Below are 14,661 nucleotides of genomic sequence, written 5' to 3'. Positions count from 1 at the left end.
CAGCTAGTCGCGGGGCAACCGTCGATGTCCCCATCACCCCAGGAAGGATTTAATGGCCGCCTTTGGTTGTCGGGACGGGGGTATTGAGCAACTGCTGCTCCCACAGATAGGCAATGCCGCTGCCGGCCATGTGCGAGATGAGCACTTCGGTCAGCTCTTCGACGTGCTCGGTGCGAGCCCAGTCACGCTGCCACTCGCCAGCAAGAGCCATCCAAGTCATCATGTTAACGCCTGCCGCAATCATCCGCTGGATGGCGACCTGATGAGATTCGGTTGAGCTTCCGCCCGATGCGTCAGTGATTACAGTCACATCCCAGCCTTCGCCAGCTGCCTGAATCGCTGGCATCGCTACGCAAACTTCGGTCCACAGACCTGCGATGATTAGTTGCTTGCGACCGGTCGCCTTCACCAGGTCCACCACCTTCTTGTCCTCCCACGTATTCACCCAGGTCCGGTCGATTACTTCCTGCCCTGGGAAAACGTCTGTGATTTGCTTGAAGAGCTTGCCGCCGCGGTCCGCAATCACGCTGGTGAGGATGGTCGGAACATTGAAGGCTTTTGCCAGCTTTGCTAGCGCAGTCGTGTTGTTGACGACGGCCTGAGGATCATGGCTATTGAGGTTAGTTAGCTGGTAAGGCTGATGATCAATCAGAACGAGGACGGAATCTTCGGGACGAAGGAGAGAATTGAGGCCGTTACGAAAGGTCATTGAATATAGATCCTATATTGGCGGTTCGTTAAGAGATGTTGCGAGGATACCCTCATCGGAGAGCCATCCGCAGCCAACTTGTCATTGTCTTCTGCGAGCCGGTAGACCTAAATCGTGTGACGCTGTGTTGCAGGAAAAGGAACGCGATGTGCAACTTGAGGATCTGAGAATATTCATCGAGGTCGCTGATGCCGGCGGGATATCGTCAGCGGCGCTGCGGCTGGGCATTTCCAAGTCGATGGTCAGCCGGAGAATCACCCAGCTCGAGGCGGAACTTGGCGCACAGTTACTTGCGAGGACGACCCGTGGTATAGCGCTGACAGAAGCAGGTGTTACATTCAGGGAGCATGCAGCCCGGATTTCCACCGAACTGGATGTCGCAAAGGAAACGATGTTGCCGGCCGGTGAGCTTCGAGGCCGCCTGCGCATAGCCGTACCACTGTCATTTGGTCCAACGCATTTTGCTCCTGTCCTTTCGCAGATGGCGCGCCGACACCCCCAACTGCATATCAGTTCTTCCTATACTGATCGCTTCGTAGATCTCGTTGGAGAAGGTTTTGACTGCGCAATCCGTGTAGGCCACCTTCAGGATTCCAACCTCGTCGCAAGACGTGTGGGACCACTCTTTGGCAAACTTGTCGCAAGTCCTGCCTACGTCGAGGCTCACGGCGCTCCCGTAACACCGGATGAGATTGTGAATCACCAGGTGGTCATGCGGGAAGCTGAAACGTGGCAATTTATGGATGGCGACAAGATTGTCCTGGTGCGCCCCCAAGGGCGTTTCGTAGCTGACAACGGAGTATCGCTCGTGGCGGCCGCTTTGGAGGGGATAGGGGTCGCCTATCTACCCGAACCGCTCGTCGCCGATCATATCTCGTCGGGCGCATTGGTGCCAATCATGACAGGTTATCCGGTTCCACCCGCCGCCATCTTCGTCGTGAGACCGCCCGGTCGGTATCCCACGAGAAAAGTGAGAATCCTCACCGAGATGCTTATCGAATGTTTTGGAAACCTGGCCGAGGGCGAGGAGAGCATCGGTAAAGGAGATGCTTGATTGGGCCATGAGCAGCATCCCCGTGATTGCAGTCGGTCGCCGGCTGTAATCACCCGGCACCGCTTGACCGGCTTGATGGCCTTCGTGCGTACGGTCGATCTCGGCAGTTTCGTCGCCTCTGGACGAGTCCTGGGCCTGTCTCCATCTGCTGTCGGAAAGGCCGTGACGAGACTCGAAAGCCAGCTGGGCGTGGGCTCTTTCAGCGTTCGACCCGCAGCCTGCGACTGACAGAGGAAGGCCGCGTGTTTCACGAACGATGCCGCCACATTCTTGACGATCTTGACGATGCCCAGAAGACTCTACTTCGAACGGGGAAACGCCGCGCGGACGTGTCAAGGTCAGTGCACCTGTCGTCGCTTACCACCTGCTCTTGCCGGTGCTTGGGGAATTCCTGTCACTCTATCCGGAAATCGAACTTGACCTGGATTTCACTGACCGCATCGTCGATCTTATCGATGAAGGCGTTGATGTCGCCATCGGCAACGGGCAGCTGCCCGACAGCCGCATCATGGTCCGCACGCTTCGGCCCTTCCAGCTGCTGCTGTGTGCATCTCCCGCCTATCTGGGGAAACGGGGAATGCCAACTTGCCCGCCTGACCTGTCGAGTCATGTCGGAATCGGCTTCCGCTATCCCAATAGCGGCAAGATTAGGACTGGCCCCTGATACGTTCGGCGGGAGAGCCTGAGGTCAGGGTCCTTCACGTCCTGACATACAACTATATGGAGGCGTTGCACGGTGCCGTCCTGCGCAGGCTCGGCATCGGCTGCATGCCGGATTTCCTGGTGACTAACTCACTCCGGACCGGGGAACTTATGTCGCTGCTGGTCGATCACCTCGATGCACCCGGCCAGTTCAATCTGATCTGGCCTTCAAGCCGGCACCTTTCACCCAAAGTGTGGGTCTTCGTTGATTTTATCAGCGAGAAACTGTTTTCCACCCAATGTCAGTTGCCCCCACGGATTAATGAAGGCTCTTGATTTGAGTTGAACGCATGACCTACAGATTACTACTGCGTTCAACCAGGGAAGTTATGAGTTTTCCTTTAAAAATGCCGACAATAGAATAATTTTCACCAATTTCGATTGTAGTGTTGATCTCTCCAATCTCGTTTTGATCGTAGTGGCAGCACTTGATCGAGTTCCGGAAGGCGAATCAGAAAAGAGCGCAATCCGCTCTGAGTTTGAAGATCATTCAGGGTTCTCACTAAACGACCGAGAATCGTCTAATGATGGTGCGCCCGAGAAGCTCTTGCGCTTCCATTCAGCTGTTGCAACAAAGTCTGACTATATGAACGTCTTGGGATAGGTACCCTGAGCTGGGGAGTTTTATCCTTTAACACCAGACGAGATCATAACTGCCTCGGTAACTTTTCTTTGAAAGATCAGATAGGCAACAGCGACAGGCATTGCTCCGAGAAGCGCAACCGACATCAACCTTGCATAGAACACCCCAAACGCGTCCTTGACCTGGGTTATTCCGACAGGGATCGTCATCATGTCCTCGGTCGTCACGGCAAGGAAGGGCCAAAGAAACTGATTCCAGGCCATGATAAAGGTGATGATGGCCAATGCTGTCGTGATGCCCCAATTTAATGGCAGGTATATCTTGAACAGCAGCGTATAGTCACCGCCGCCGTCGAGCACCACGGCCTCGCGCAGTTCCTTAGGCACGGCGTCGAAAAACTGTTTGTAGACGATAATGACGACCGGAACGATCAGCTGCGGTAGAATGATACCCGCCCATGTATTGATGAGCCCCATATCGTTGATCAGGATAAACTGGGTCACGACCAGAGCCTGCGAGGGCACCATGAAACTCGCAAGTACTACGCTATAAAGTATGCGTCTGCCGGGAAAACGCATCTGTGAAATGGCATAGGCGCACATCATGCCGGACACGATCACTACTACCGTGATGATGACGGCAGTACCGATTGAGTTTATGTACCAACTGACGAGGTTGGTATTCCAGAGGATATCGGCATACGAGGCCAGATTGATTTCGTCCGGGACGACACCGGCTCCATCCGACACCACGCGCTCCTCTGAGCGAAGCGAGGTTATGAAGGCCCAATAAAGCGGGAAAATCCACAATGCCGCAGCGAGAAAAGTGCAGACCGTCAAAACCCAGCCTTCGATTTTCCGGACCGATTTCATCGACGTCCTCCTGCACGAAAGAGTTGGAACTGGAGAACCGAGAGCATTGCAATAATAATGAACAGGACAAGCGCTATCGCTGATGCATAGCCGCCGTGATTTAGTTGGAACGCCTCGCGGTAAACCATCAAGAGCAGCACGTAGGACGAATTGAATGGTCCTCCGCTGCTGAGCAGATAAACCTGATCAAAGATCTTCAACTGCAATATCAGCTGAAGGGTCAATACCAAGCCAGTGACAGGCCAGAGAAGAGGCCAAGTCACTCTTGTGAACAACTGCCGACGTGTTGCGCCGTCGAGTTGTGCGGCTTCATAATAGTCTTTCGAGATATTACGCAGACCAGCAATGAACAGCAGTACATTGAACCCATTGGTCCACCAAATCGTCACGGCAGCGACAGTCGGCATGACCCAATAAGGGTTTTTGAAAACGGGAACAGGCTTTCCCGTGAAAAACTCTATTACCGGCTGCAGCACACCGAACTGAAAGTCCAGCATCCATGTCCATATCTGCGTCACGACAGACACCGGCAGTATGTAAGGCAGAAAGAAAATTGCGAGAGCCAACGCCTGCAAAGAGCCACGCAGGCGTGTAATCATCAATGCAAAGCCCAGCGCCAGAGCCGTGGTAGGCACGACCGTCAAAAGCACGAAGTATCCGTTGTTTTTCAACGACGTTAGAAACAACTTGTCGGACAAAAGCCGTGTGAAGTTATCAAATCCTATCCATTCTCCTGAACCGATGAGGGGAGAATTGGTGAAGCTCAATTGCACGAGCCGGATCGTCGGATAAAGAAAGACTACCACGAACGTCAGTACGAATGGTGCAACGAGCGAAGCGGCTACAACCATCTCCTTGCGCCGGTTTGTCAGCATGGCCACGTCAGCAACCTCCCAGAATCATTGTTGACCGCGCCCTAACACGCGGTCATCGGCACGACCGTTATTGCAGTTTGTCCTGAAGGTCCTGTTTGATCTGTTCAGCAGCTTGCATTGGCTCAGCATAACCATGGATGGCAGGCGAGATAATGTTGATGGCCGCATCGTAGGCAGGCGATGCCACACCAGCGATTGGCGACCGTGGATCGTAAGAGGCAGTGTTTGCGAGCGCCGCATAGGTGGCGTTCGGCTCCAGCTTTTTGAACGCCTCGCCATCGGCCACTTCCTTGTATGCAGGAATATGTCCTGCCTCGGCCCAGGCCAGAGAATTTTTCTCCATCCAACCGATTACCGTCATGACGGCCTTGCGTTTTTCAGGCGACATCTTGTTATTGGCCGGTATCGCAAAAGAATGGGAGTCCGCCCAAGTTGTCTGAGTTCCCATCAGATTGGGCACCTGAACGGCGCCCCACTGATAACCAAGCGTTCCCTTTTTCTCCAGATCGATCATGGTGGGGACTTCCCAAACGCCATTCAACGAAAACGCAGACTTTCCGGAAGTGAACAGCGCAACTGAGGCTTCATACTCCGCCTGTTCCGGCTGCCAGCCATTCTTGGCCCAATTGGTCATGACCTCAATTGCTTTGGCAGCCTTTGCAAGATTGTCTCCCGCCAGCACTTCCTTGCCTGTGATCAATTCACCGCCCTGCTGACGCAACAATGTATAGAATACGCGATAGGTACCGCCATCATCACCGGTTGCATAGGATACCGGCGCCACTGCACCTTTGTCCTTTGCCAGAGTCAGGGCTTCTTCAAAGTCCTTGAGACTGTTGATCCCTGTCAGCCTGCCATCGGCGTCGAGGAATTTCGACCCTTCCAGATATGACTTGTTATAATAAAGAACGATGGAATGGATATCGAACGGCACAGCGTGAAGTTTGCCATCATCGGAACTCGCAGCCTTTATCGACGCCGGAAAGAAGCTATCCTTCGTGACGCCAGCGTTCTTGAGATCGTCATCGGTGATTTCGTCAAGTACGCCCTCTTCCAGTCCTAACGGCATACGGGAAAGGTGGTAGGTCATAATGTCGGGCCCCTGCCCCACGGCTACTGCGGTACGAACCTTGGTATAGAAGGGAATACCCCACTCGAGGGTGGTGCCGGTGACCTTGATGTCTGGGTGTTCCTGATTAAAGCGCGTGATCAACGCCTTCATGCGGACACCATCACCGCCACTCAGAAAATCCCACCATGTAACATTTTCCTGAGCCATGGCGGGTAGCGCCATAAGGGCCACCGCCGTGGCGGCAAGCAGAGCTTTAAATCGCATAAGAATTCCTCCCTAATCTGATGCCACCCTTCTCCCGTTGGTGGCGGTTGAATCTCACTCAAAGGCGTTCAGCGCAACCGGCGCCCGTCTTCTGCAAAAACAAGGACATCTTCCGCTGACGCTCCAAGGTATATGGTTTGCCCGTCGAGGCTTTTGCGACGTTCGCGGGTCTCGACAACGATTGCCTGCCCTCCGGCTAAACGGGCATGCAAATAGGATACGCCGCCGAGATCTTCTTCCAACTCGACTGTCGCCGGAATACCATTGGTGACCGGCTGTAAGTGTTCTGGCCGGACCCCGATCCTGACACTGGTTCCATCGCTCAAATTTGCCGACACCTTTGCCAACAATTCCTTTCCTGCCCCATCGACAGCAACCCGAAGGGTTTCCTCTTGCCGTCCGAGAACCCGCCCCGGCAAAAAGTTCATGGCGGGCGAACCGATGAACCCACCGACGAACTGATTGTCGGGATTATCGTAAAGCTCCAGGGGCTTGCCGGCTTGCTGGACGACACCGCCCTTCAACACGAATATGCGGTCGGCCAGCGTCATCGCTTCAACCTGATCATGGGTGACATAAATCATGGTAGCGCCGATCTGCTTATGCAGCTTGGCCAACTCAAGACGCATCTGCACGCGCAATTCGGCATCAAGATTGGACAACGGCTCATCGAAGAGAAACACTTTTGGTTGCCGGACAATAGCGCGGCCAATGGCAACGCGCTGGCGCTGGCCGCCTGACAACTCAGAAGGCCGCTTTTGCAGATGGTCCTCAAGGTGAAGAATGCGCGCAGCCCCATGCACCATTTCATTGATATGTGATTTTGCGGTCTTTTTCAGCCTCAGCGAAAAGGCCATGTTTTCGAAGACTGTAAGGTGTGGATAGAGCGCGTACGACTGAAAGACCATCGCGACCTCACGCTGCGCTGGCTCGACATTGGTCACATCTCGACCTTCAATAAAGATCGTACCGCTGGTCGTATCCTCAAGTCCGGCAATCATTCGCAAAAGCGTTGACTTGCCGCACCCGGATGGACCGACAAAAACCGCAAAATCTCCGGTTGGAATCTCCATGCTTACATCATGGATAACGCCGACCGGCCCAAAACTTTTCCTGACATTGTGTAAACTGATCCCCATCTCGATGTCTCAATTCGTCGTGAGGCGGAATACATGATAGGAAAGCGGTGCAACAGATCCCTTCAAATTACCATCCTCGATACCCACTCCTGCGCCTAATTTCGGAACGACGTGATCCGGGCGATCTGGACCATTCGTTTCATGAAGTCCGTAACCTTCCATCGCATGGTGCTCGAAAAGCGCCGGCCTGGCGAAACCAGTGAGGCTGACGTCCAACTCAGCTCTTTCGGTTAAATGCCTGTTCACAACAAACAAGGTCAGAACACCTGCACTTCGGTCGTAAACTGCTGCAACGTCGAGATAAGAAACATCATCGGCGACATGGCAATTATACCTCGGAGCGTCCACCGCTACATTGAGCGCTTCACCGCGTCCGTAAACCGACGCAAACCGGTATGGATAATAAATCGTCTGCCTCCAGGCAGGCCCGTTCTTTTCGGCGCGGATCGGTGCAATGACATTCACCAACTGTGCGATGCAAGCAATGCGCACACGGTCAGAGCGGCGGATGAATTCATTCAGCAGGCCCGCAACGAACAAAGCATCTTCGAAGTTGTAGGTTTCTTCGAGCAATGCCGGCGCTTCCGGCCAATCCCAGGTTCTCCAGCGATGGCTGTCTTCCTCACGGATGTGGTACCAAACGTTCCATTCATCAAAGCAGATGTGCACATCGTTTTTGGCGCGCTTTTTAGACTTCACATAGTCAATCGTGCCGGCAATAGTCTGGATATAACGGCCGGTTTCTTCAATCTTGCCAAAATAGTTGAGCGTGTCCCTGCTCTTGTTGCCAAAATACTTATGCAGCGAGATATAATCGACATTCTCGTAGCATTCTTCCAAGACCTCCCGCTCCCATTCGGGATAGGTCGCCATGCCGTCATTGGAACTGCCGCAGACGATTGCCTCAATGTCTCGATCAAAGGCTTTGAAGGCTTTGGCCGTTTCATTGGCAAGGCGGCCATATTCCGTAGCGACCTTGTGCCCGATCTGCCAAGGACCATCCATCTCGTTGCCAAGGCACCACATCTTGACCTGATAGGGATCGGTCTTGCCATGCGACTGGCGCAAATCGCTCCAGGAAGTTCCGGACGGAAAGTTGGTATATTCCAGAAAGTTGCGCGCCTCCTCGAGCCCACGAGAGCCAAGATTGACTGCCAACATCATTTCAATACCGGCCAACTTCGCCCAATCGGCAAACTCGTTGATTCCGACTTGATTCGTCTCCTTCGAGCGCCAGGCAAGATCCAGCCGAACCGGGCGCTGTTCCTTTGGCCCTATGCCGTCTTCCCAGCGATAGGCGGAAACGAAATTACCGCCCGGATAGCGGATGGCGGGTATCTTCAAATCCTGTACAAACTTGAGCACATCCTTGCGAAAACCTTGCGCATCCGCCTGCGGGTGACCCGGTTCGTAGATTCCGCCATAGATTGCGCGACCCATATGCTCAATGAAGGCTGAATAAAGCCGCTCATCAATGTTACTGATTTTAAAGTCTACATGGACGGCTGCGCGTGCCTTCATTCCGTGTCGCTCCCTGACGACCCAATAAAACGATACTCATCGTATTTTTAGATATAGTCGGAGGAGTGCACCGGGCTTGTCAATGGCCAGAATGTGCTGCAGTGCAAAAGGTAAAGAAGATTTCGTTGTCAAAACACGGCTATTGCTTTGTTTTCAAACGCATAATGATGTCTTGATCATAATTGCCAAAACCCCGCCCGAAAATGTTGATACCACCCGGATGACGCCCTTGAGCTTTTACCTCGATTCGCAGCCGTATGGATCGGTGGGCGTCCAGAGCAAGATCACCGATATTGACATCCGAGATCTTATGACCATCCACAAATGAACCTCCCGCTCCCACGGACCAGGTCTTCAACATACCGTATTGGGACCCCTTGAGCTTCCACCAGTCGGGAGTAAAGGTTCCCCGGCGATCGCCATAGTCGCCGGGCGACGTCCATACTCCGATTTCCGTACCGTTTACTGATAGTACAATGTCCGACGGCCAATTGGACAAGGTACCGGGAACTTCCGAGCTAACTTCCATAACAATTTCGATGGCCTCTATGTTGCTACCACGAAGTTTTGCATTATTGGGAAACTGGTATTCGACAAAGCCGCTGGTAAACCAGAGCAGGCTCGTCTTCATTCGCTCCGGATCAATAAATGTCTCGGGTACATCCAAAAGACCAATGATTCCGTGTACTGAGCAGATACCACAAGGACCGGTCACCGCGTTGTTCGTATAAAGACCGAGAGGCATCGACACCTCGATAAGATCGGAAGACAGAGCAGGTCTGGCCGAAATAAACGTAACGACGAGTTCATCGTAGACGGCAAAACAAATTTTCTGGTTTCCCTTGCGTGCTTTTTGCATTTCGGTGCGGACCAGTCCCGCTTTTTCAAGCACCTGGAGATGGGCTGATACCGACGACTGCGGCAGCCCGGAAAACCGCGCGAGCTCATTCACATTCATACCGGTCTGTTTTGACAGCTCTTTCAATAGCTTAATCCGAGGTAGCGAGGATAACGCTTTGATGGCGACCAAGTCTTTTTCCGGATCTATGACGAGAAAGTTCGAATTCATGTGCCTTACCGATGAGCCAATATCTGGTTCATATCGGAATTATCGATTTAAATAAACGCAAAATGTGATTTTTCGCATTTCAGGCTATGCGACTAACGCCTCCTTTGCTGACTTTATCAAGCTTCGAAGGAAGCGGATGAACGACAAACACAGGCTTCCGCTTGGTGATGCCCATAAGGTGAGTTGTCGCACCAAGGGTAACGCGATGACCAAGAAGATCGATGGTCGCGACAAAAGCTTGCTCGGTCTTCAAACCCTGGGACCAGCACGATGTCAACGAACGTGTGCGCTCTTGGGCAGGTTTGCCAATCTTATGGACGAAGGACCAAAAACCGATTGGAATGTCGAACTCATCCAACAAATACGGCGCGCCGGACAGGAGCCCGGAGCCATGTGGTTTCTTTAAGCATGACCGGGTTCACGTCAGGACGCTTCGTTGGCTGACAGCCGCCTGCCCGGCTTATATTGGCTTGACCTCATCTGACAGGGAACCCATCTATGCTCTATGTCGAAGCAAGACAACGATATCGAGCTCCTCAGAACCTGGAAACTTCCACCGGAAGCCACACTGGGGTCCTCCGTGCGCACAAAGGGAGTACTTCTCGAAATGCGGGCAAGGCTACCCATATCGTCGAAGAAATCGCTCGTACTCGACGCGGGGGAACTGGTGCTGTCGATGTCGGCCAATTCAAAGACACAATTCCAAACCGCAGCGGCTATTGTGTCTTCAGCAATGAACGATATCGAAAAACTTCCCGTGATCCCTCGTGAAATTGAGGACATCCTGACCATCAAGCCAGCCGAGAGATACCGCTGGCTGGCCGATGGCCGCCTACCCAGTGCGGGCACGCGGACTGTGAGACTACGGGGGCGTGCCAAGCAGATCACGTTTCATGTCTTCGATCCCAAGGTTGTCGAAGACCTGCTTGACAACGGACTGGTGGATCAGTGGCGCGAGGAAGATGTGGCGGCTGCAGCAGAAAACCGACGGCGGGCCGCCTACAAGGCGAAGCTGCAACGCTCATTGAAGAAGGGGGCGGGTTTTGACTCTCCGCCAGAAGCGGAGCCCATGGAGGCGAGCGGGAAACTGGTTGGCTGGGATGAATTTAGACGTAACGGGTTTTTGCGGTGAGCTGCGTATCTAGGAACCTGCTGCGGATTTAAAGCTGCGGGCGAGATAATCCACCTGTCAAAGATTGGCCATGGAACGCAGTTGTGAATATCATTGCGACCAAGGTCTCCAATGGAATGTCGCGGTTGCGGAGAAACAGATTGCAATCGAGACGTTCGTCAATGAGGTAACCACCGGTCTTTTGTAGTTACGCCCGCTTGCGGCATCAGCGGCACGCAACTGCTTAGCCGGACACGCGCTCGACCCTTGATATGAGGCGCCGAGTTTCTTCATCAACCCATGACTGCATTGCGCAAGGCAAAAGAAGAATCCGTTGTTCCGGTCCTGCTGGTTCTATCGTTGAAATTCGTTACGGACGAGTGATCGCGCGCCAGGGAATTGACGACCGTCAATCCGGCCGGTTCATCTCCGGCAACAACGCAGTCTGTTTTGCGAAGTCGAAGTCCATATCATAATCCATTGTCGTTAGCCGCAGCGCAGACTGGGAACAACAGCGGGGAGCGATAGTTCCCCGATCACTTTGAATGATGCACTCAGAAGGAGGTCGCCATTTTGGATACAGCGCTCATCGTTGGATATCTCGCCTCCCTCTGTTCCGTTTGCAGCTTCTTGCCGCAGGTCCGGAAGGTCATTCGCACCGGAGACACCGAAGCAATCTCCACGAAAATGTATTGTCTTACCGTTACCGGCTTCATACTCTGGACCGCTTATGCGGTCCGAGTGGCCAATCATTGTCACGAATGCTGCCTGCTTTGTGCTGTCGGCGCTTATCCTTGTAAAGAAGCTCAGAAGCTAGTGCGAAACAGGTTACTGGAACCGGCGCTCCCCGTTTTAAGCCGGCTTTCCGGAACCAGGGCGCCTTGAGCGTGTTGATGAGACAGTATTGCCGCAACCGTCACCTTGATATCGAGCCAGGAGGAAGGCGCTCCTCGGGAAAAGTCCCCGACGCGAAGTTGGAGCAGGAGCAGGAGCCGACTGCAAGCTGGGCGTAAGGAGGGAAGATATGCATGAAAATGCCCGTATTTGGATCCAGGTATGGCCCAGAGCATCAGCATGGGCCGTGCCGGCTGGATTTTTGCCTGGCGCAGCTTGCTGAGAGGGTATTGTGGCTGCCCTCGTCGAAATTCTGCTTCCTGTTATCCCCGGCAAGGAAACAGCTTACCGGGACGTCCGCATTCAGCTCTCGGAAAAATTCGGGGGCGTCACGCTTCACGCAAACGCGCCGGCCGAAGGCCTCTGGAAGAATGGCGTGGTGACCGAAAAAGACCAAATAATCATCGTCGAAGTCATGGTCGATGAAATCGATCGGGTTTGGTGGCGTCACTATCGGAAAGATCTGGAAGTGGCGTTCCAGCAGGAAGCGATCGTCATCCGGACAACGTCAATCGAGAGGTTGTGAAGTCTGACCCACTTTCTATCCTTTTGTAGTGGTTGAAGCTGCCTTTGGCCTGGAGCAATTCGTTCAAACCAGAGATGCGCAAGAACTGGTGGCGGGTGAAGGTTGCGCTGTACAACGCAGCTCCGTCTACTGCGAAAGGAGACCGCTTGGATTGAACGCGTAGGTCAAGCAAATCGGCAAGTAGTTTGCAGTATATCCTTGCAGTATTGACCCGAATTCCGGTTAACCGAACTCAAGGTCGAATTCGTCGGTCGGCAAAGTGCCGGCCACTGGCAGCTCAGCCTGCTGCAAAAGCTTCCTAAAGCTCTCGATGGTCTTATGCGGGCTGCTGTCCAGCTGGAGAGGAAAATGAAAGGCAGCATCAGGTTCAGATCCTGATTAGACATAGCAAGACGGGAACACGGTCAGGTATCCAGGCTCGGGACATCGGTTGCGTTGGAACTGGCAAAGGATACCAAGATTTGAAAATGTTCCGCCCGGCGCGGGCCCGGCCGTGCATGTCGGCACGAGCAGCAATGCGGTGGCAAAGGCCGTTTACGTCGCGCAGGGCCGAGGAGAAAGATGACGCTTGCCGACCGGATCTTCGAATAGATCGGCCGCCCTCTCGACCTTGCCGGAAACCGGCAAGCCTGTTCACAGAAGTCCGACGATGAACACTCTCGCCTGCGGGTGTCGTTCAACCAACCAAAACAGCTGATTGAGCAGTTTCCCGCAGGTCAAGCGGCAGTTCACATCCAGGTCTGCTCACAACCGACAAACACCTACCTATGGCATCCGGCCGCGAGAAACCTGGCACGGTGCGATAACCACCAGATATGGTTCCGCAGTGAATTTGCCATGATTGACGGCTTGGCAGCCAGACATTCGGGTACTCGGCACCGGCACGCAAAACCCCATTACTATCGAATTTCCAGGAGCGTCTGAAGTTCGGGTTGGCGATCATAATTTCCTCAAGCACGACAGCGCCAACGGACAGACGGCGATTCCAGGAGTTCGCGCTGAGGGCGGCGTCGGCACTTCTCGCAAAACGCTATCTTTACTAATCGACTGTGTTTGGCTCATGGCTTATGTTTTAAAGAGAAACCGGAGGAACCATCAGTCAAATCGGCTAGGTCGAAAGGCTGTCAAAAGTGGATTAAGCTCTCCAGTTGCAATTTCTCCGGCCAACAGTTCACCGGCGATCAGGCCGAGTGTGGCACCGCTGTGACTGAACGCAATGTAGTATCCTGCTATGTCATCGAGCTGCCCAAAGACCGGCTCCCCGTCCCCAGGGATTGGTTTCGGTCCGACGAAATAAGTATCGAGTTCCAGCCTTGGGTTGCCATTCAGTACTTTTGAAGCTTCTTCGAGAAGCCTTGCCACCGTCGAATCGTTTACCGTATATGTGCCACCGGGCTGCGCGATGACCTCTTCCTCCGACCAAGCAGAATCCAGTACGAGTGCACCTGTGGGCGTTGGCCTGATTGCTACGCGAGGCGTATTCAGCACAGCCCGAAGAGGCAGGTGCATCGGCTGCGTCCTGACCAGCAAGGCAATCGGTGTACTATCTGGAACAAAACGCCCAAACTCGGCGATCGTCGACGGAACGCTCGCCCCGGTAGCCAACAGAACGGCATCGGCCTTAACGGAGACTCCGCTTGCCATGGTAACCCCGGTTGCGCGGCCATCTGCAACGGTGACCTTGGCCAAGCCGGCATTTGTTACCAATCTGCCACCGCGTTGCACAAATTCCTGACTCAAAATCTCTATCAAACTCGGCAGATCAACCCAACCCTCACCGGGATTGAAGATAGCGCCTTGCGGTGTGACAGAATGTTCATCGACGCCAGGCGCGACGGCCGCGATGTCACCTGGAGAAAGAAGTTGCGCATCATATCCGATGTTGCGTTCATACCTGAAAACCGCTGCGATCTCGTTGGCAGTATCATCTGAGTCCCACGTCAGCCCTCCATCGAAACGCAGCCACGCGGCATCGGGATGCTTTGCTGCCAGAGTGCGATAGCGATCTATGCCGGCCATCCGCAAACGATGATATTCGTCCGAGCGTTGCCGCGAGGAATTGAGCCAGGCCAGTGAGCGCCCCGATGCACCGTTTGCCAGAGGGCCGTCGTTGATAAGGATCGTTTGAACACCCAGTCGAGCAAGATGAACGGCGGACGAGACGCCGAAAATACCGCCGCCAACGACAATGACCTTCGACACCAAGGAAGATGAATTCATGATAGAGACTTTCATTAGTATGATGGATTCAGATTGAACTTGCACTCAAT

The 14,661-nt window shown here is 53.7% G+C and carries 15 protein-coding genes; 7 read left to right on the top strand and 8 right to left on the bottom strand.

Annotated features, from left to right (window positions below; translation table 11 throughout):
* Positions 1-49: 49 nt before the first annotated feature.
* A complete protein-coding gene (locus V9K92_RS03525) occupies positions 50-709 on the bottom strand; it encodes a hydrolase (protein ID WP_115055651.1) in 660 nt (219 codons plus the stop codon).
* Between the two features lie 148 nt (positions 710-857).
* Between V9K92_RS03525 and V9K92_RS03520 the strand changes: the two genes are divergently transcribed.
* The 4 genes from V9K92_RS03520 (at position 858) to V9K92_RS03505 (ending at position 2,741) form a co-directional block, all read left to right on the top strand.
* Positions 858-1,763, top strand: coding sequence for a LysR family transcriptional regulator (locus V9K92_RS03520; protein WP_307276686.1), 906 nt, complete (start codon positions 858-860; stop codon positions 1,761-1,763).
* A 75-nt stretch (positions 1,764-1,838) separates the two neighbouring features.
* A complete protein-coding gene (locus V9K92_RS03515) occupies positions 1,839-1,991 on the top strand; it encodes a helix-turn-helix domain-containing protein (protein ID WP_307276683.1) in 153 nt (50 codons plus the stop codon).
* Positions 1,992-2,133: 142 nt separating this feature from the next.
* A complete protein-coding gene (locus tag V9K92_RS03510; RefSeq protein ID WP_307276679.1) occupies positions 2,134-2,427 on the top strand; it encodes a LysR substrate-binding domain-containing protein in 294 nt (97 codons plus the stop codon).
* Positions 2,424-2,741 carry a LysR substrate-binding domain-containing protein gene (locus V9K92_RS03505; protein ID WP_337353497.1) on the top strand — a complete coding sequence of 106 codons (318 nt, stop codon included), beginning with the start codon at positions 2,424-2,426 and terminating at the stop codon, positions 2,739-2,741. The genes V9K92_RS03510 and V9K92_RS03505 overlap by 4 nt, the downstream gene beginning before the upstream one ends.
* Positions 2,742-3,089: 348 nt before the next feature.
* On the opposite strand, the gene V9K92_RS03500 is transcribed toward V9K92_RS03505, so the two are convergent.
* The 6 genes from V9K92_RS03500 to V9K92_RS03475 form a co-directional block, all read right to left on the bottom strand.
* Complete coding sequence (locus V9K92_RS03500; RefSeq protein ID WP_307276673.1) at positions 3,090-3,920, bottom strand: carbohydrate ABC transporter permease; 831 nt, start codon at positions 3,918-3,920, stop codon at positions 3,090-3,092.
* Positions 3,917-4,795 (bottom strand): carbohydrate ABC transporter permease, encoded by an 879-nt coding sequence (locus tag V9K92_RS03495; protein ID WP_307278857.1) that lies wholly within the window; start codon positions 4,793-4,795, stop codon positions 3,917-3,919. The genes V9K92_RS03500 and V9K92_RS03495 overlap by 4 nt, the downstream gene beginning before the upstream one ends.
* A 67-nt stretch (positions 4,796-4,862) precedes the next feature.
* The gene (locus V9K92_RS03490; RefSeq protein WP_307276670.1) at positions 4,863-6,131 is read right to left on the bottom strand and encodes an extracellular solute-binding protein; all 1,269 of its coding nucleotides are present in this window, start codon (positions 6,129-6,131) and stop codon (positions 4,863-4,865) included.
* 68 nt (positions 6,132-6,199) lie between these two features.
* Entirely contained in the window at positions 6,200-7,270 is a 1,071-nt protein-coding gene (locus V9K92_RS03485) for an ABC transporter ATP-binding protein (protein WP_307276667.1), read from the bottom strand.
* Between the two features lie 9 nt (positions 7,271-7,279).
* Positions 7,280-8,791: an arabinosylfuranosidase ArfA gene (gene arfA, locus V9K92_RS03480; RefSeq protein WP_307276664.1), complete on the bottom strand. Its 1,512-nt coding sequence runs from the start codon at positions 8,789-8,791 to the stop codon at positions 7,280-7,282.
* Between the two features lie 139 nt (positions 8,792-8,930).
* On the bottom strand, positions 8,931-9,860 hold the full coding sequence (locus tag V9K92_RS03475; RefSeq protein ID WP_307276661.1) for an ArsR/SmtB family transcription factor: 930 nt from the start codon (positions 9,858-9,860) through the stop codon (positions 8,931-8,933).
* Between the two features lie 505 nt (positions 9,861-10,365).
* Between V9K92_RS03475 and V9K92_RS03470 the strand changes: the two genes are divergently transcribed.
* From V9K92_RS03470 to V9K92_RS03460, 3 genes are all read left to right on the top strand, one after another.
* On the top strand, positions 10,366-10,992 hold the full coding sequence (locus tag V9K92_RS03470) for a hypothetical protein (protein ID WP_307276656.1): 627 nt from the start codon (positions 10,366-10,368) through the stop codon (positions 10,990-10,992).
* Positions 10,993-11,544: 552 nt separating this feature from the next.
* A complete protein-coding gene (locus tag V9K92_RS03465; RefSeq protein WP_337353282.1) occupies positions 11,545-11,856 on the top strand; it encodes a SemiSWEET family sugar transporter in 312 nt (103 codons plus the stop codon).
* A 241-nt stretch (positions 11,857-12,097) separates the two neighbouring features.
* On the top strand, positions 12,098-12,391 hold the full coding sequence (locus tag V9K92_RS03460; RefSeq protein ID WP_307276649.1) for a hypothetical protein: 294 nt from the start codon (positions 12,098-12,100) through the stop codon (positions 12,389-12,391).
* Positions 12,392-13,486: 1,095 nt separating this feature from the next.
* On the opposite strand, the gene V9K92_RS03455 is transcribed toward V9K92_RS03460, so the two are convergent.
* On the bottom strand, positions 13,487-14,611 hold the full coding sequence (locus V9K92_RS03455) for an NAD(P)/FAD-dependent oxidoreductase (RefSeq protein ID WP_307276646.1): 1,125 nt from the start codon (positions 14,609-14,611) through the stop codon (positions 13,487-13,489).
* Positions 14,612-14,661 lie beyond the last annotated feature (50 nt).

The organism is Phyllobacterium sp. CCNWLW109 (assembly GCF_037203905.1).
GTDB lineage: Bacteria > Pseudomonadota > Alphaproteobacteria > Rhizobiales > Rhizobiaceae > Phyllobacterium > Phyllobacterium ifriqiyense.
Note: the sequence above shows the minus strand (reverse complement) of the source record. Positions and strands in the feature narration are given on the sequence as shown.